Source organism: Luteimonas yanweni (assembly GCF_039548475.1).
Lineage (GTDB): Bacteria > Pseudomonadota > Gammaproteobacteria > Xanthomonadales > Xanthomonadaceae > Luteimonas.
This window is the reverse complement of the sequence record NZ_JBCLVC010000008.1, coordinates 135,573-153,050: the sequence shown is the minus strand read 5'-3', so window position 1 is coordinate 153,050 and position 17,478 is coordinate 135,573. Positions and strand designations below refer to the sequence as shown.

At 70.2% G+C, this 17,478-nt stretch carries 16 protein-coding genes; 2 read left to right on the top strand and 14 right to left on the bottom strand.

The features are described from left to right. Window positions 1-101 precede the first annotated feature (101 nt). The 14 genes from guaA to ndk form a co-directional block, all read right to left on the bottom strand. A complete protein-coding gene (gene guaA, locus WCE39_RS04775; protein ID WP_343275563.1) occupies window positions 102-1,685 on the bottom strand; it encodes a glutamine-hydrolyzing GMP synthase in 1,584 nt (527 codons plus the stop codon). After that, window positions 1,682-1,912 carry a hypothetical protein gene (locus WCE39_RS04770; protein WP_343275562.1) on the bottom strand — a complete coding sequence of 77 codons (231 nt, stop codon included), beginning with the start codon at window positions 1,910-1,912 and terminating at the stop codon, window positions 1,682-1,684. Before WCE39_RS04770 ends, guaA begins: the two co-directional genes overlap by 4 nt. Next, a complete protein-coding gene (guaB, locus tag WCE39_RS04765) occupies window positions 1,912-3,369 on the bottom strand; it encodes an IMP dehydrogenase (RefSeq protein WP_343275961.1) in 1,458 nt (485 codons plus the stop codon). The genes WCE39_RS04770 and guaB overlap by 1 nt, the downstream gene beginning before the upstream one ends. A gap of 115 nt (window positions 3,370-3,484) precedes the next feature. Next, entirely contained in the window at window positions 3,485-4,375 is an 891-nt protein-coding gene (gene folD / locus WCE39_RS04760; protein WP_343275561.1) for a bifunctional methylenetetrahydrofolate dehydrogenase/methenyltetrahydrofolate cyclohydrolase FolD, read from the bottom strand. 79 nt (window positions 4,376-4,454) lie between these two features. Further along, window positions 4,455-5,483, bottom strand: a complete 1,029-nt coding sequence (locus WCE39_RS04755) for a DUF2272 domain-containing protein (protein WP_343275560.1) — start codon at window positions 5,481-5,483, stop codon at window positions 4,455-4,457. A gap of 79 nt (window positions 5,484-5,562) precedes the next feature. Further along, on the bottom strand, window positions 5,563-6,705 hold the full coding sequence (gene moeB / locus WCE39_RS04750; RefSeq protein ID WP_343275559.1) for a molybdopterin-synthase adenylyltransferase MoeB: 1,143 nt from the start codon (window positions 6,703-6,705) through the stop codon (window positions 5,563-5,565). A 111-nt stretch (window positions 6,706-6,816) separates the two neighbouring features. After that, window positions 6,817-7,392, bottom strand: coding sequence for a molybdenum cofactor guanylyltransferase (gene mobA, locus WCE39_RS04745; RefSeq protein ID WP_343275558.1), 576 nt, complete (start codon window positions 7,390-7,392; stop codon window positions 6,817-6,819). Further along, window positions 7,389-8,804, bottom strand: coding sequence for a ribosome biogenesis GTPase Der (gene der, locus WCE39_RS04740; RefSeq protein ID WP_343275557.1), 1,416 nt, complete (start codon window positions 8,802-8,804; stop codon window positions 7,389-7,391). The genes mobA and der overlap by 4 nt, the downstream gene beginning before the upstream one ends. A 94-nt stretch (window positions 8,805-8,898) precedes the next feature. After that, window positions 8,899-10,104: an outer membrane protein assembly factor BamB gene (bamB, locus tag WCE39_RS04735; protein WP_343275556.1), complete on the bottom strand. Its 1,206-nt coding sequence runs from the start codon at window positions 10,102-10,104 to the stop codon at window positions 8,899-8,901. Next, window positions 10,101-10,745: a YfgM family protein gene (locus WCE39_RS04730; protein ID WP_343275555.1), complete on the bottom strand. Its 645-nt coding sequence runs from the start codon at window positions 10,743-10,745 to the stop codon at window positions 10,101-10,103. Before WCE39_RS04730 ends, bamB begins: the two co-directional genes overlap by 4 nt. A 131-nt stretch (window positions 10,746-10,876) precedes the next feature. Then, window positions 10,877-11,683, bottom strand: coding sequence for a helix-turn-helix domain-containing protein (locus tag WCE39_RS04725; RefSeq protein WP_343275554.1), 807 nt, complete (start codon window positions 11,681-11,683; stop codon window positions 10,877-10,879). After that, on the bottom strand, window positions 11,680-12,507 hold the full coding sequence (locus WCE39_RS04720; protein WP_343275553.1) for a tetratricopeptide repeat protein: 828 nt from the start codon (window positions 12,505-12,507) through the stop codon (window positions 11,680-11,682). The genes WCE39_RS04725 and WCE39_RS04720 overlap by 4 nt, the downstream gene beginning before the upstream one ends. Further along, window positions 12,494-13,645 carry a 23S rRNA (adenine(2503)-C(2))-methyltransferase RlmN gene (rlmN, locus tag WCE39_RS04715; RefSeq protein WP_343275552.1) on the bottom strand — a complete coding sequence of 384 codons (1,152 nt, stop codon included), beginning with the start codon at window positions 13,643-13,645 and terminating at the stop codon, window positions 12,494-12,496. Before rlmN ends, WCE39_RS04720 begins: the two co-directional genes overlap by 14 nt. A gap of 159 nt (window positions 13,646-13,804) precedes the next feature. Beyond that, window positions 13,805-14,230, bottom strand: coding sequence for a nucleoside-diphosphate kinase (ndk, locus tag WCE39_RS04710; protein ID WP_343275551.1), 426 nt, complete (start codon window positions 14,228-14,230; stop codon window positions 13,805-13,807). 224 nt (window positions 14,231-14,454) lie between these two features. On the opposite strand from ndk, the gene WCE39_RS04705 reads away from it, so the two are divergent. Together WCE39_RS04705 and WCE39_RS04700 are read left to right on the top strand one after the other, a co-directional pair. Further along, window positions 14,455-15,072: a TetR/AcrR family transcriptional regulator gene (locus WCE39_RS04705; protein WP_343275550.1), complete on the top strand. Its 618-nt coding sequence runs from the start codon at window positions 14,455-14,457 to the stop codon at window positions 15,070-15,072. A 29-nt stretch (window positions 15,073-15,101) separates the two neighbouring features. Continuing rightward, window positions 15,102-17,474: a 3-hydroxyacyl-CoA dehydrogenase/enoyl-CoA hydratase family protein gene (locus WCE39_RS04700; RefSeq protein ID WP_343275549.1), complete on the top strand. Its 2,373-nt coding sequence runs from the start codon at window positions 15,102-15,104 to the stop codon at window positions 17,472-17,474. The last annotated feature ends 4 nt before the right edge of the window (window positions 17,475-17,478 follow it).

Sequence of the window (17,478 nt, the reverse complement as noted above, 5' to 3'; positions counted from 1 at the left end):
TGTCGGCCGGCGCCGCTGTCACTTCCGTTCGATCATCGCCGGAAACACCAGGCCAGGGCGCAAGGCGTCCTGCCGTGGCCGGCGGAGTCCAGCAGCAAGCCCTACTCCCACTCGATCGTCGCCGGCGGCTTGCCGCTGATGTCGTAGACCACGCGCGACACGCCGCGCACCTCGTTGATGATGCGGTTCGAGACCCGTCCGAGGAAGTCGTAAGGCAGGTGCGCCCAATGCGCGGTCATGAAGTCGATGGTCTCGACCGCACGCAGCGCGATCACCCATTCGTAGGCGCGCGCGTCACCGACCACGCCCACCGACTTCACCGGCAGGAACACCGCGAACGCCTGGCTGGTCCTGTCGTACAGGCCGGCCGAACGCAGCTCTTCGATGAACACCGCATCCGCCCGCGCAAGAATATCGGCGTACTCGGGCCTGACCTCGCCCAGGATGCGCACGCCCAGGCCCGGGCCCGGGAACGGATGGCGGTAGACCATCTCGTGCGGCAGGCCCAGCGCCACGCCGATGCGCCGCACTTCGTCCTTGAACAGCTCGCGCAGCGGCTCCACCAGGCCCATCTTCATGTGCTCGGGCAGGCCGCCGACGTTGTGGTGGCTCTTGATCACGTGCGCCTTGCCGGTCTTGCTGCCGGCCGACTCGATCACGTCGGGGTAGATCGTGCCCTGTGCCAGCCACTTGGCATTGGCCAGCTTGCCGGCCTCCTCGTCGAAGATCTCGATGAACAGCCCACCGATGATCTTGCGCTTGGCCTCGGGATCGGTGACCCCGGCCAGCGCGCTGAAGTAGCGATCGCGTGCATCGACCCGGATCACCCGGATGCCGAGCCCATGCGCGTCGGACGCATCGGCGAAGGTCGCCATCACCTGGTTGCCCTCCTGCCAGCGCAGCAGGCCGGTGTCGACGAATACGCAGGTGAGCTGGTCGCCGATCGCACGGTGCAGCAGCGCGGCCACGACGGAGGAATCGACGCCACCAGAGAGACCCAGGATCACATCGTCGGTACCGACGGTTTCGCGCACGCGCGCGACCTGGTCCTCGATGATGTGCTCGGCCGTCCACAGGGTCTCGCTGCCGCAGACGTCGACCACGAAGCGGCGCAGCAGCGCCTGGCCCGAGGTCGTGTGCGTGACCTCGGGGTGGAACTGCACGCCGTACCAGCGCCTGTCCTCGTTGGCGAAGGCCGCGACCGGCACGCGCGAGGTGCTTGCGGTGACCGTGAAGCCGGGCGGTGCCTTCGAGACGTGGTCGCCGTGGCTCATCCACACGTCCAGGCGCGGCGGTTCGCTGCCGTGGTCGTTGAGCTCGCCGAACAGGCGGTCGCGCGCCATCAGCGTGACTTCCGCGTGGCCGTATTCGCGCGCGTCGGCGGCCTCGGTCTCGCCACCGAGCTGCTTGGCCATGGTCTGCATGCCGTAGCAGATGCCGAGCAGCGGCAGGCCGCTGTCGAACACCTCCTGCGGCGCACGCGGGCACCCTTCGACCGTGGTCGATTCCGGCCCGCCCGACAGGATGATGCCGCGGGCGCCGAAGGCCGCGATCTCGGACGGGTCGTGGTCCCAGGCCCAGATCTCGCAGTACACGCCCAGTTCGCGCACGCGGCGCGCGATCAGCTGCGTGTACTGCGCGCCGAAATCGATGATGAGGATCTTGTCGCGGTGCAGGTCGGTCATGGCGTCGGATCGGGGGCCGTCTGTTCGGGGAGCGGGAGGCGGAAGGTGCACTGCTCGAGCTCCGCATTCCACTCGCCGGCGTTGCCGGTGCAGGAATCACGCAGCTGCCAGTCGCGGTACCAGGCGTAGCCGTAGAGGCCGGCCGAGACCAGCAGCGCCAGCACGAGTCCGCGCAGCAGGATGCGGCGCGCGGGCGAATGCGTGCGGGACGGACGCGCGCGGCGCATCAGCCCGCCCGGTAGTTCGGCGGTTCCTTGGTGATCTGCACGTCGTGGACGTGGCTCTCACGCTGGCCGGCACCGGTGATCTTCACCATCTGCGGCTTGCTGCGCATGTCCTCGACCGTGCCGCAGCCGACGTAGCCCATCGTGGCGCGAAGGCCACCGATCAGCTGGTGGATCACGCCGCTGAGCGGGCCGCGATACGGCACCCGGCCCTCGATGCCTTCCGGCACCAGCTTGTCGGCGCTCGCGGCTTCCTGGAAGTAGCGGTCGCTGGAGCCCTTCTCCATTGCCGCCAGGCTGCCCATGCCGCGATAGCTCTTGTAGCTGCGGCCCTGGTAGAGCTCTGTCTCGCCGGGGGTTTCCTCGGTGCCGGCGAACAGGCCGCCGATCATCACCGAGGACGCGCCGGCGGCCAGCGCCTTGCCGATGTCGCCCGAGTAGCGGATGCCGCCGTCGGCGATCAGCGGGATGCGGTCCTGCAGGGCCGACGCCACCATGTCGATGGCGGTGATCTGCGGCACGCCCACGCCCGCAACCACGCGCGTGGTGCAGATCGAACCCGGGCCCACGCCGACCTTGACCGCGTCGGCGCCGGCGTCCATCAGCGAGAGCGCCGCGTCGCCGGTGACGATGTTGCCGCCGACCACCTGCAGCTGCGGGTAGCGCTTCTTGGCCCACGCCACCCGGTCGATGACGCCCTGCGAATGACCGTGCGCGGTGTCGACGATGATGACATCGACGCCGGCGGCAGCCAGGCGCTCGATGCGCTCCTCGGTATCGCCGCCCACGCCCACCGCGGCGCCGACCAGCAGGCTCTCGGACAGGTCCTTGGCGGCGTTCGGGTTGTCCTGCGCCTTCTGGATGTCCTTGACGGTGATGAGGCCGCGCAGCTGGAACTCGTCGTTGACCACCAGCACCTTCTCGATCCGGTGGCGGTGCAGCAGCTCGATCACTTCGCTGTCGCTGGCGCCTTCCTTCACCGTGACCAGCTTGTCCTTGCGGGTCATGATGTTGCGCACCGGATCATCGAGCTTCTTCTCGAAGCGCATGTCGCGCCCGGTGACTATGCCCACCAGCTGGTCGCCATCGACCACCGGCACGCCGGAGATGTTGCGCGCGCGGGTGAGCCGCAGCACCTCGCCGATCGAGGTCTGCGGGCCGACGGTGAACGGTTCGCGGATCACCCCGGCCTCGAAATTCTTGACCTGCAGCACGTGCGCGGCCTGGCGTTCGGCGCTCATGTTCTTGTGCACGATGCCGATGCCGCCGAGCTGGGCCATGGCGATGGCCAGGCGGGCCTCGGTGACGGTGTCCATGGCGGCGGACACGATCGGCATGTTCAGGCGCAGGTCGCGCGTGAGCCGTGTGGCGAGGGAGACGTCCTTGGGGAGGACCGTGGAATGCGCCGGGACGAGCGAGACGTCGTCGAAGGTGAGCGCTTCAGCCTGGATGCGCAGCATGGGCGTGCCGGTGGTGGTGAAGCACGACATTGTACCCGCCGCAGCCGGCTGGAGCGCGGGCGGTGGCGGAATGACGCGTCCCGCAGAACCGCGTGGCGCGGGACCGGTCCGGCGCTCAGGCGCCGGACGCAGCGGCGTCGGCAGCCTCCGCGGCTTCCAGCGTGTTCTGCATCAGGGTGGCTACCGTCATCGGCCCGACGCCGCCGGGCACCGGCGTGATCCAGCTTGCGCGCGCGGCCGCTGCGGCAAAGCCGACGTCGCCCACCAGGCGGCCGTCGTCCAGGCGGTTGATGCCGACGTCGATCACCACCGCGCCGGGCTTCACCCACTCGCCCGGCACCAGGTCGGGCTTGCCCACAGCCACCACCAGGATGTCGGCCTCGCCCACGTGCCGGCGCACCACGTCGCGGGGCGTGAACTTGTGGCAGCTGGTGACCGTGCAGCCGGCGATCAGCAGCTCCAGCGCCATCGGCCGGCCGACGTGGTTGCTGACGCCGACGATCGTCGCGCTCTGCCCGCGCACCGGGCGGTCGGTCCAGGCCAGCAGCGTGGTGATGCCGCGCGGCGTGCAGGGCCGCAGGCCGAACTGGCGCAGTGCCAGATGGCCGACGTTCTCGGGATGGAAGCCGTCGACGTCCTTGCGCGGATCAATGCGGTGGATCAGGCGCGTGGCGTCGGGAATGCCCGGCAGCGGCAGCTGCACCAGGATGCCGTGCACGCTCGGGTCGGCGTTGAGGCGGTCGATCAGCGCCAGCAGCTCGGCCTCGGTGGTGCCTTCGGGCAGGTCGAAGTCCAGCGCACGGATGCCGACGATGCCTGCCGCGCGCCGCTTGTTGCGCACGTAGGAGCGCGACGCCGGGTTGTCGCCGACCAGCACCACGGCCAGGCCGGGCGGCGCGTGGCCGGACGCGGTGCGCACCTCGACCCGCAGCCTGAGAGTGTCGAGGAGTTCATCGGCGATGCGCTTGCCGTCGAGGATCCGGGCCTGGGGAGCGATATCTGGCATGCCTGTGGGTCGCGTGCGTGAGGCGTCCATTGTCGCCGATCGGCAGCGCATGGCGCGAGCCACGTGACGGGGCATGGCCTCAATCCACAGGCACCGGCCCCGTGGCCGGGCAGCGCGGCACGCCCGCTCCCAGCACGCAGTGCACGCAGCACTGCGGCGTTGTCGCGGCCGGTCCCGGGCCCGCCATGGGCGGCGCCGGCGCGAGCCGCGCGAGTTCGCCCTGCGGACGCAGCTGCAGCAGTGCCGCCCAGTCCTGCCGGTTGGCGCTGCAGGCCGATGACTGGTCCGGGCTGCATTCCACGCCATCATCGCCGCGCGACGGCAGGTCCTCGAACCGGCCGCCGTCGGTGAGCGGCAGCAGCCGCATGGTGACGCCATCGAACACGTTGCCGCCGACCAGCCGCGCCGTGCGGTCGGCCGCCTCGCCGGCCGACACCACGATGTCGCAATGCATGCCCAGGCCGCTGTCCTGCGTGCTGAGCAGGGTCGCCAGGCCGCTGAAGCCGTAGTTCCTGCCCGGCACCCGGACATAGCAGAGAAGGTCGCCACGGGCCGGACGCGCCGCATGCGGATCGACGATGCGGTAGGGACTGCCGTCTGGATCGCGGTAGGCCGCGCGCACGTAGTCGACGTGGCTGGCCGAAGCGCCGAAGCCCGGTAGCGCGGCGCGTCGCATCACCCAGGACACGAAGGCGGCCGACCAGGGCGTGTCGACCACGAAGCCGCGGCAGCCCGGCGACGGGTACGCGTCGCGGGCGGCCGCGCAGTCGGCGGCCCCGGCGCGCTGCTGCACCTGCCACAGCAGGCCGCTGTCGCGCCAGTACCCGGCCACCCGCAGCCAGGCGGACTGGCCATTGGCGAGGCGCGATGCTTCGGCTTCGCGCACGGCGGAGCCCACAAGGCGACCTTCGCGGTCGATGAAGCCGCGATACCAGGCCTGGTGCTCGTCGCAGGCCGTGGCCGCGATCCGGGTGGCCGTGTCCGGCGCTGCCTGTTGCGCACGCAGCAGCGGACAGGGGTCGGCGGCGTGCGCGAGCGGCGGTGCCAGCGCGGCGCACGCGGCCAGGAGGACTGCAAGAGCGGCGTGCCGCCACGATCCGTACGCCATGTGGAGTTCCCGCGGAGTAGTGTCGCCGGAGCCTAGCGCGTCGCCAGCCCCGCGGTGCTCACGCACGGGCGACGCGAGCTCAGCCCGCGCAGAAGGCCTCGTAATCGATGTAGCCGGGAAACGCCGCGCCCGGGGCGCACAGCGGACAGGCCGGGTCCGGCGTCAGCAGGGTCTCGCGGAAGCGCATGCCGAGCGCATCGAAGTGCAGCAGGCGCCCGCGCAGCGGCTCGCCCACGTGCAGCAACAGCTTCAGCGCCTCGGTGGCCTGCAGCATGCCGACCACCCCGGGCAGTACGCCAAGCACCCCGGCCTCGCTGCAGTTGGGCGCGGCCCCGGCCGGCGGCGGCTCGGGGAACAGACAGCGGTAACACGGTGCCTCGCCGCGGTGGCGTCCGGCGTCGAACACGCTCACCTGGCCCTCGAAACGGTGCACCGCGCCGTACACCAGCGGTACGCCCAGCCGCACGCACGCGTCGTTGAGCAGGTAGCGCACGGCGAAGTTGTCGGCGCCGTCAACCACCACGTCGACGCCCTCCAGCAGCTGCTCGACGTTCGCCGAGGTCAGGCGCTCGGGCACCGCATCGATCTTCATCCGCGGGTTGAGGGCCGACAGCCGGACCTCGGCGGAATCGACCTTGCGCAGGCCGATGTCGGCATCGGCGTGCAGGATCTGCCGCTGCAGGTTGCTGCGCTCGACCACGTCGTCGTCGACGATGCGCAGCTCGCCCACGCCGGCCGCTGCCAGGTAGAACGCCGCAGGCGAACCAAGGCCGCCGGCACCGAGCATCAGCACGCGCGCCATCGCCAGGCGCTTCTGCCCGCGCATGCCGATCTCGGGCAGCAGCAGGTGGCGCGAATAGCGCTCGTGGAAATCCTCGTCGCGCGGCTGCGCGGGCGCCTCGGGGCGCGCCATGGGCAGGCCTTCGGTGGCCCACAGCAGGGTGCCGCCACGCACCGAGTGCACGTTGCGGTATCCCTGCCGCAGCAGGCTCTCGGCCGCCAGCATCGAGCGCCCGCCGCTCTGGCAGATGAGCAGGAGCTCCGCGTCGCGGTCGTGGAAGTGGAATCCGGGCTCGGCCTCGAGTTCGTCGCGGGGGATCCCCCGCGCACCTTCGGCCATGCCCAGTTCGCGCTCGTGGTCCTCGCGAACGTCGACGAGGATGGCGCCCGAGGTGGCGACGCGCCGCAGCGCCTCGCGTGGTGTGATGTCGATGACCGGCATGCCGCGATTATCCTGCATGGGTCCGCTGCCGCCGACTGTGGCGAGCCCGGATTGCGCCCTACCCTACGCCATGGCAGGACGGCGCGCCGGACCGGTGGCGGGATGCATCGTTCAGGCCGGTGGGAAGCCCGCGGCGGCAAGGTCGGCCGGGGTGTTCAGGTTTCCAAAACGCAGTCCGGCGAATCGCACCGCGACCATGCCCAGCCGCCCCTGCAGGCCGTGGACCGAGAGCTCGCCCGAGGCGAGTGCGCCGGGCAGCGCGGCACGCAGGGACGCGGTGCGCCACAGCGCGACCAGCGGCTGCCTGCCGTCGTCGTCCTCGGCCCAGGCACCATCGCCACCGGCGGCGCGCAGGCTGCGCAGCAGGCAGTCGTTGACCGACACCAGGTCGACCGGGAGCGTCAGCAGCCAGGGGGTCGTGCAGGCGTCGGCCAGCGCGTCCAGGCCACCCAGCGGGCCGAGGCCGGCGCGTCGGTCGGCGACCGCCAGCAGCCCGTGCCCGGCGTAGCGCTCCGGGCTGCGGTTGGCGGACACCAGCACCGCGTCCACCTCGCCCTGCACGCGTCGCGCCAGGCGCAGCACCTGCGGCTCGCCGCCCTTCTCCAGCCAGGCCTTGTCGGCGCCGTCCAGGCGCGTTGCGCGTCCGCCCGCCAGCAGCCCCAGCGTGGTCGCGGCGAGCGCGCTCACTTGCGGCGCTTGACGTGCCGGACCAGGCGCTTGCGCTTCGCCACCTGGCGCTCGCTGAGCACGTTCTTGCGGTCCTTGTAGGGGTTTTCGCCCTCGCGGAACACGAAGCGCACCGGCGTTCCAACCAGCTTGAAGCGCTTGCGGAAGAAGTTCTCCAGATAGCGCCGGTAGCTGTCCGGCAAGGTGCGCAGGCGCGTGCCGTGGACCACGATGGTCGGCGGGCTGTCGCCACCGGGGTGCGCGAAGCGCAGCTTGGCGGCGTGGCCGCGGACCACCGGCGGCGGATTGGATTCGGCCGCCATTTCGATCGCGCGGGTCACTTCGGCGGTGCTGAAGATCCGCGTGGCCGAGCCGTGGGCGCGATGGACCGCGCCGAACAGCTCGCGCAGCCCCGAGCCGTGCAGCGCGCTGATGCGCACCGCCTCGGCCCAGGGCACGAAGGCGAGCTTGCGCGACAGCAACGCCTCGACCTGCTCGCGCTGGTAGGTATCCAGCCCGTCCCACTTGTTGACCGCGACCACCAGGGCGCGGCCGGCATCCAGAACCGCGCCCAGCACGCTGGCGTCCTGGTCGGTCACGCCCTCGCGCGCATCGATCAGCACCACCGCCACCTGGCACTGCTCGATCGACTGCAGGGTCTTGATGATGGAGAAGGTCTCGACCGCCTCGTCGACCCGCGACTTGCGGCGGATGCCGGCGGTATCGACCAGCCGGTACAGGCGGCCGTCGCGCTCCAGGTCGGCGGCGATCGAATCGCGCGTGGTCCCGGCCACGTCGGAGGCGATCATCCGCTCCTCGCCCAGGATGCGGTTGACCAGGGTCGACTTGCCCACGTTGGGGCGTCCGATGAAGGCGAGGCGGATGCGCTTGGGATCATCGTCCAGGGCCTCGGAGGCGCCTTCGTCCGGCAGCCGCCCGCGGATCTCGTCGATCAGGTCGTCGATGCCCTGGCGGTGCGCCGAAGACACCGCCAGCACGTCCTTGAAGCCGTAGTGCGCGAACTCCGCCACGGCCGCGCGGGCGTCCATGCCGTCGGTCTTGTTGACCACGAGGAAGGTCGGCCGCGCGGACTTGCGCAGCCACGCCAGGATCTCGTCGTCCACCGTGGACGGGCCTTCGCGGCCATCGACCACGAACAGCACCAGGTCGGCCTCGTCGGCGCCGGCGCGGGCCTGGCGCGCGGTGGCGCCGGCCAGGTCGCCGGTGAGCAGGTGCACGCCGCCATCGGCGATGCCGCCGGTATCGACCAGCGCGAATGGACGCTCGCCATCGATGCGGCACACGCCGTAGTGGCGGTCGCGGGTGACGCCCGGCTGGTCGTGCACCAGGGCGTCGCGCGTCCGCGTCAGCGCGTTGAAGAGCGTCGACTTGCCGACGTTGGGGCGGCCCACGAGGGCGACTAGGGGAAGCATGCGATGTCGTGCCTTGGTGCGGTGTGGGGCGCAAACGCGCGGCCCCGGGCAGCGAGACTACCCGGGGCCGCGGCGATCCGCCATTTTATCGGGCTCAGTCGATGCGCCAGGCGCTGAGGTCGCCGTCGGTGTTCTGGACCACGAGGACGCCGTCGGCCACCGCCGGGCGCCCGGCGATTGGCGAGCGGCCGGCGCGTTCGCGCGCCGCGAACTCGCCGTCGGACAGGCGCATCCAGTGCAGGTAGCCGTCGAAGTCGCCGACCACCGCGTAGTCGCCATGCACCGCCGCCGGGCCCAGGTTGCGCCGCGCCAGCGCGGGCTGCTGCCAGTAGGCGGTGCCCACGTACTTGTCGATGGCCCAGACGGTGCCGGCGGCATCGCTCACCACCACCCGGTCGTCGGCCATGCCGATGCCGCCCGCGCCACCGCTTTCAGCGGCCCAGAGCGGGCGCCCGGACGGCCCTTCGAAGGCCATGCTGGTGCCCTTGTAGCTGCTGGCGAACACCACGCTGCCGTCGACCACGGGTGCGCCGTCGACATCGGCCATGCGCTCCAGCTCGGTGCGGCCGTCGGCCACGCCGACCGGCTGCTCCCACACCAGGCGCCCGTCCGCAAGCGACAGCGCGGCAAGATGCCCTTCATCGGTGCCGATGAACGCCAGGCCCGGCGCCAGGGTGACCGGGGCGTTGCCGCGGACGGTCAGCGACGGCAGTTCGCGCGCCCAGAACCAGCGGCGCTCGCCGCTGGCCGCGTCGAAGGCGGTGACGCGGCCATCGTTGGAGCGCACCACCACCAGGCCCTGGCCCACGGCCGGGCGCGCGATCACTTCGTTGGGAACCTGTGCGGTCCAGCGCAGGGCGCCGGTCGCGGCATCCAGCGCCACCACGTCGCCATCCAGCGAACCCGCGGCCACCAGGCCATCGCCGGCGGCCGGCCCGCCCGACAGGCGCAGGTCCGTGTCGTAATGCCAGAGCCTGCCGCCGCCCTGCAGGTCGAATGCACGGACCCCTCCCTTCACCGACGCCGCGTAGACGCGCCCGTCGGCGATCGTGGCCGACTGCGCCACGCCGGTGCCGCCATCGCCCTTGCCGGCGCTGGCTGTCCAGATGCGCTTGGGCGAGGCGGACGGCTGGAAATCGACGAGCTCGGCGGGGTCGGTGTTGGCCTTGTCGTCGTCGCCGCCGAACCAGCCCCTGACGGTGCTGCAGCCGGTCGCCATGGCGATGCAGGCGAGCACGGCCAGGGCACGACCGGCGGGCCGCGCAAGGCGGTGCGGCTGCGTGTACGCGAACGTGGTCATGGGGTGTCCTCTTCGGTGGCGGCTGGCGTGCCGCCAACGTCGGCCAGTTTGATCTCGAGCAGCTGGCGCTGGGTCGTGGCCGCTTCGTCCAGCGTGGTGAGCGCCGCCAGATAGGCCTCGCGGGCCTGCTCCGGGCGGCCCGCGGCGTGTTCGGCATCGCCGCGGATCTCGAGGCTGCCGGCGTCGTTGGCGTCGCCGAGCACCGCCAGCGCCTCGTCGGTCTTGCCGGCATCGACCAGCAGCACCGCGCGCCGGCGCGCCACCACCGGGGCCAGCGCCGGATCGACCGCGCCGATGCCGGCCAAAGTTTCGATCGCCGCCGCCTGGTCACCCGCGCGCACCTGCGCCGCCGCGAGGTCGAGTGCCACCAGGGTGCCGTAGATGCCGTCGTCCAGCGCGGCGCCTTCGGCGAGCGTGCGCGCCTGCTCCAGGTCGCCAGCGGCGATGCTGTCGTTGATCGCGGCGTAGGTCTCGCCCGTGGCTATGCGCTTGGCCAGCAGGTGGTCCTGCCACTTCCCGTATCCGTAGACCAGGGCCAGCGCGACCGCGATGCCTGCGATGACCCCGAAGGCGTTCTGGCGGATCCACTCGCGTACGCGTTCGCCCTGTTCGTGCTCATCGAGCAACTCGTCTACTGCCATGTCCGTCCGATCGTGCTGGGCACCGCACCGCCAAGGAGCGGGCAGGCACCGGAAAGGGAACGGCCCGCGTACGGGCCGCCGGTTTCATGCGTGGGGCCCCGCTGGGCCGCCGCATCCGCTGCGCACCGTGCTCAGTGTTGCGCGGGCGCCAGCGAACCGTCAGAGGATACCGTAAAGCGGGCCACGTTCGCCCGCAGGTACGGGGAGAGATCCTGGTCCACGCCGCCGCGGAGCACGTCAACGGCGCTGGCGTTGCCCAGCACCATGCCGCCCACCTCGCCCGCCGCGTAGCTGCGCACATCGCCGGCGCGAAGCAGCGTCTGCTCGACGAGGCTGCCGTCGGGAGCGGTGATTTCGACCCAGCTGTCCGCGTCCAGACGCAGTTCGAGGCCGTCGGCATCCGCGGGCACCGGCGCCGACACGGCGGGGGCAGGCCTCTGCGCCACGGGCGCCATCGAGGCCACCAGCGGCCTGGGTGCCTGCGTGGCCGACGGCGACGGCGTGGAGACCGGCATGTCCAGCGATCCGGACACGGGCTCCTGGGGCGACAGGTGCAGCCAGACCGGCAGCGCGATGGCCGCGGTGATCACCACGTACACCAGGCGGCGCGCGGCCTGTTCGAACACGATGCGCATGCGCGGCACGTAGGTGCGCGGCGTGAGCTCGACCGGCTGCACGGCCGCGACGCCGGCGGCGGCATGCACGGTATCGGTGGCGAGGCCCAGCAGGCGGCCGTAGCTGCGCAGCTGCCCGCGGATGAACACCGGGGCGCCGAGGCGGCTCCAGTCCTCGTCCTCGAGCGATTCGACTACGCGCACCGGCATTTTCAGCCGGCTCGCGACGTCCTGCACGGTCAGGCCCGCGGCTTCGCGCGCGGTACGGAGGCGTTGGCCGCAGCCCTGGTGGGCATCGGCCGTGTTGTGGTCTGGCGGCATCATCGTGAACTGCTGTCCCCGGGCAGCGCTGCCTGCGCTTGCGGAAATTCCGTCCGCAGGCGCTGAACATAACGAGCGGCGGCAGCCTTGTCGCCGAGCATTTCTTCGATCTGTGACGCAAGTAGTAACGCGCCGGGCGTGGCCGGCCCCGCATCAAGGCGCCGCTGCGAAAACGCCCGCGCCTCGAAGTGTTCCCCCTGCCCGTAAAGATGACGCGCAAGTGCTTCGAGCGCAACCGCGTTCACCGGGTCCAGCCGCAGCGCGGCGCGCAGGTCGCGCTCCGCGCGTGCCGGTTGCCCACCGTCCACGGCGCAGGCGCCGGCGTTGGCCAGCGCGGATTCGGGGTTCGCATAGCTGCGGTCGGCCAGCGCCCGGTCGAACCAGTCCAGCGATTCCGGCGCACGGCCGTTCAGACACAGCCAGCTGCCGTAGTTGTTGAGCGCCGGCCCCGAGGCCGGCGCCAGCTCCGCGGCTCGCGCGTAGTGCCTGCCGGCATCGGCGGCCTTGCCCTGGCGCTCAAGCGCCAGCGCCATCAGCGTGTGCGCCAGCGGGTTGCCATCGTCGATGCCCAGCGCCTTCGCGGCATGCCCGCCGGCGTCGGCGACGCGCCCTTCGTGCAGCGCCCGCTCCCCGCGAAGCAGCTCCGCGCGTGCCTCCCCGGCGCCCTTCCGGTCGCGCTTGCCGTCGCTGAAGTCATACGTCCGCGCGACCTGCTCGGAGTCGCCGCGCGCCGCGCTGGGTTTGACGAAACTCAGCCGCGAGCAGCCCGTGGCAAGCACCAGCAGCGCGAGCGCAAGCACGGCCGCCGTGCGGTCAGGACGACGCATGGCTGTCCTTCCCGGCCTCGAGGCTGCGGCGGAAATCCGCCTGGCGCCGGGTGCGATCGGCGACCTGGCCCTTGAGCTGGCCGCAGGCGGCGTCGATGTCGTCGCCGCGGGTGCGCCGCACCGGCGCGATCATGCCGGCGCTGTTGAGAAGCTTCTGGAACGTCCTGATCGCCGCTTCGTCGGGGCGCTCGTAACGCGTGCCCGGGAAGGGGTTGAACGGGATCAGGTTGATCTTGGCGGCGTCCTTCATCTGCACCGCGCGGTCGAACGCGCGCAGCAGCTGCACCAGCTCGAGCGCGTGTTCGGGCTGGTCGTTGACGCCCTTCATCAGGGTGTATTCGAAGGTCACGGACTCGCCCCTCTTGCGCAGCGCATAGCGCACGCAAGCGTCCATCAGCTGGGCGATCGGGTACTTCTTGTTGAGCGGCACCAGCTTCGTGCGCAGCTCGTCATTGGGCGCGTGCAGGGACACGGCGAGCGACACGTCGCTCTCTTCGGCCAGGCGGTCGATCATCGGCACCATGCCGGCGGTCGAGAGGGTCACGCGCTTGTTGGCCAGGCCGTAGCCCAGGTCGTCGCGCATCACGCTCATCGCGCGCACGACATTGTCGAAATTGGCCAGCGGCTCGCCCATGCCCATCATCACCACGTTGGTCAGCTTGCGCTGCTTGTGCGGGATGTTGCCGAGGTGCTTCGCGGCCACCCAGACCTGGCCGATGATCTCGGCGGTGGACAGGTTGCGGTTGAAGCCCTGGGTCGCGGTCGAGCAGAAGGTGCAGTTGAGCGCGCAGCCCACCTGCGAGGACACGCACAGCGTGCCGCGCCCCTTGTCGGGGATGTAGACGGCCTCGATCGCGTTCTTGCCGTCCATGCCCAGCAGCCACTTGTGGGTGCCGTCTTCGGACGCCTTGTCGAAGTGGACCTGGGGAACGATGACCTCGGCGCGCTCCTGCAGCTTGGCGCGCAGCGCCTTGCCGAGGTCGGTCATCTCGTCGAAGTCGGTGACGTGGCGGTGGTGGATCCACTTCATGACCTGGTGCGCGCGGAAACGCTTCTCGCCGAGTTGATCGGCGAAAAAGTCCTCCAGCCCCGCGCGATCGAGGTCCAGGAGATTCTGCTTGGTGGTTGCTTCGGTCACGGGCCTTCAGGGGTCAGTAGCATTGCCACGGATTACGCGGATCAAGAGCACATTCACGCGGATGGTGCAGGGAGCAGCTGAATAGTGGAGATGTCGTCCCACCCGCCCCTTGTCCTGCTTTATCCGCGTCCATCCACGTAGATCCGTGGCAAAAAAAGATCAACGCGCGTAGACGTCCGTCGCCGGGAAGAAGTACGCGATCTCGACGGCGGCGGTCTCGGCGGCGTCGGAGCCGTGGACCGCGTTGGCGTCGATCGAGTCGGCGAAGTCGGCGCGGATGGTGCCGGCGGCAGCGTCCTTCGGGTTGGTGGCGCCCATCAGGTCGCGGTGCTTGAGCACGGCGTTCTCGCCTTCCAGGACCTGGATCATCACCGGGCCGCTGATCATGAACTCGACCAGCGCGTTGAAGAAAGGACGCTCGCGGTGCACGGCGTAGAAGCCTTCGGCCTCGGCGCGCGACAGCTGCTTCATCTTCGAGGCGGCGATCTTCAGGCCGGCCTTTTCGAAGCGGGAATAGATTTCGCCGATGACGTTCTTTGCGACGGCATCGGGCTTGATGATGGACAGTGTGCGCTCCAGCGCCATGGGAGGTCTCCGGTAAAACGGGCCGGCCATCCTTGGGCAGACCCGAAAGGTAACAGAAAAACCCACGCCGGGGCGCGGGTTTAGCCGACAAGGCTGGAGTGATTCTAACGGATCGGATACGCCCTCTGCACGCGGTTTCGCGATGCTTCCCGGTTGACCCCGCGATCGCCGCGCGCCTAGTATCCAAACAAGCGTTTGATTCACGCAGGACCTTTCCCGCACCAATGGCCAGCACCCAGTTTTCCACCAAGGACCGGATCCTCGGCGCCGCCGAAGAGCTGTTCGCCCAGCATGGCTTCAGCGGCACGTCCCTGCGCCAGGTGACCGGCCGCGCGGACGTCAACATCGCCGCGGTGAACTACCATTTCGGCAGCAAGGAGAACCTGATCAACGAGGTGTTCCGCAGGCGCATGGACGACATGAGCCGGCAGCGCCTTGCGATGCTGGCCGAGGCCCGGGCGTCGCGTCCGGGCGAGCTGGCGCCGGTCCTGGCTGCGTTCGTCGAGCCGGCCCTGGCGCTGGCCCGGGACCGCCAGGGCGGCGGCGCCTTCATTCGCGTCATCGCGCGCGCCTACGCCGAGAAGAACGACGGCCTGCGCAAGTTCCTGTCCGAGCAGTACGGCCACGTGCTGCGCGAGTTCGCACGGGCGATCGCCGAATGCGTGCCCGAGCTGGACAAGGAGCAGCTGTACTGGCGCCTGGACTTCCTGTCCGGCGCGCTGACCTACGCAATGTCAGATTTCGGGCTGATCAAGCGCCCCACCGGGGTCGCTGAAATCGCCCACCGCAAGCGTGCCGCGGAAGAGCTGATCCGCTTCGCGGTCGCCGGAATCAAGAGCTGAATCTCCCTTGCATCAAGGAGTTGCATAACATGTCTGAGAAATTGCTTGTGCGCCGGGCCGCAGTACTCGGCGCCGGCGTGATGGGGGCCCAGATCGCCGCCCATCTCACCAATGCCGGTGTCGACACGGTGCTGTTCGACCTTCCGGCCAAGGAAGGCGAAGCCAACGGCATCGTCAACCGCGCCATCGCCAGCCTGGGCAAACTCAGCCCCGCCCCGCTGGCGTCGAAATCCCTGGCCGCGGCGATCGTGCCGGCCAACTACGAGCTGGGCCTGCAGCGTCTCAAGGACTGCGACCTGGTGATCGAGGCGATCGCCGAACGCATGGACTGGAAACAGGACCTGTACGCGAAGATCGCGCCGTTCATCGCCGATCACGCCGTCCTCGCCAGCAATACCTCGGGCCTGGGCATCAACAAACTGGCCGAAGTCCTGCCCGAGAAGCTGCGGCCGCGCTTCTGCGGCGTGCATTTCTTCAATCCGCCGCGCTACATGCACCTGGCCGAGCTGATCCCGGCCAAGGGCACCGACAAGGCCGTGCTGCAGGGACTGGAAACCTTCCTGACCACCACGCTCGGCAAGGGCGTGGTCTACGCGCGCGACACGCCCAACTTCATCGGCAACCGGATCGGCGTGTTCTCGATCCTCGCCACCATCCACCACACCGTCGAGGGCGGCCTGGGCTTCGACGAGGTCGACGCCCTGACCGGCCCGCTGGTCGGGCGCCCGAAGTCGGCGACTTACCGCACCTCCGACGTCGTCGGCCTGGACACCATGGGGCATGTCATCAAGACCATGGCCGACACCCTGCCCGACGACCCTTGGCACAAGTACTTCAAGTCGCCGAAGTGGCTGGCCGCGCTGGTCGAAAAGGGCGCGCTGGGCCAGAAGGCCGGCGCCGGCATCTTCCGCAAGGTCGGCAAGGACATCATGGTCCTGGACCTTGAGAAGCAGGACTACCGCCCGGCCGACCGCAAGGCCGCCGACGAGGTGGTCGAAATCCTGAAGACGAAGGATCCGGTGGCAAAGTTCGCCGCCCTGCGCGCCAGCGAGCACCCGCAGGCGAAGTTCCTGTGGGCGGTGTTCCGCGACCTGTTCCACTACTCCGCCTACCACCTGGCCGACATCGCCGAGACCGCGCGCGACGTCGACCTCGCGATCCGCTGGGGGTACGGCTGGAGCCTGGGGCCGTTCGAGACCTGGCAGGCCGCAGGCTGGAAGCAGGTTGCGCAGTGGATCGCCGACGACATCGTGGCCGGCAAGGCCATGAGCGATGCGCCGCTGCCCGACTGGGTCTTCGACGGCCGCGAGGGCGTGCATTCCGCGGAAGGCAGCTACAGCCCGGGCAAGAACGCCCGCCTGCCCCGCTCCACGCTGCCCGTCTACAAGCGCCAGCGCTTCCCGGATCCACTGCTGGGAGAGACGTTCTCCACCGGCGAGACCGTCTTCGAGAACGACGGCATCCGCATGTGGACCGATGGCGACGACATCGCCGTGGCATCGTTCAAGACCAAGATGCACACCGTTTCGGACCGCGTCCTGGATGGCCTCCAGGAGGCCGTCGCACGTGCCGAACGCGACTTCGCGGGCCTGGTCGTCTGGCAGCCGAAGGAGCCGTTTTCAGCCGGTGCGGACCTCGCGGGTGCGCTCGGCCTGCTTCAGGCCGGCAAGGTCGATGCCTTCGAGGCGATGGTCGCCAACTTCCAGGCCACCAGCCAGCGCATCAAGTACTCGCTGGTGCCTGTGGTGGCTGCGGTGCGCGGCCTGGCCCTGGGCGGCGGCTGCGAGTTCCAGATGCACTCGGCGCGCACCGTCGCCCATCTCGAGAGCTACATCGGCCTGGTCGAGGCCGGCGTCGGCCTGCTGCCGGCGGGCGGCGGCCTGAAGGAGTTCGCGGTACGCGCCTCCGATGCGGCCGGCCCGAACGGCGATGTGTTCGCCGAACTCAAGGGCTGGTTCGAATCGGTGGCCATGGCCAAGGTGTCCGCCTCGGCGATGGAAGCCAAGGAACTCGGCCTGCTGCGCCAGGAAGACAAGGTCGTCTTCCACGCCCACGAGCTGCTGTACATCGCCAAGCAGGAAGCGCGCGGCCTGGCCGAAACCGGCTACCGCCCGCCCCTGCCCGCCCGCCGCGTCCGCGTGGCCGGCGACGTCGGCGTCGCGACCTTCCGCATGCTGCTGGAGAACATGCTCGAGGGCCGCTTCATCAGCGAGTACGACTACGAGATCGCACAGCGCATCGCGACCGTGGTCAGCGGCGGCGACGTCGACCGCAACTCGGTGGTCGACGAGGACTGGCTGCTGCGACTGGAGCGCCAACACTTCGTCGAGCTCGCGCAGCAGGAAAAGACCCAGGCCCGCATCGCGCACATGCTCAAGACCGGCAAGCCGCTGCGCAACTAGGACG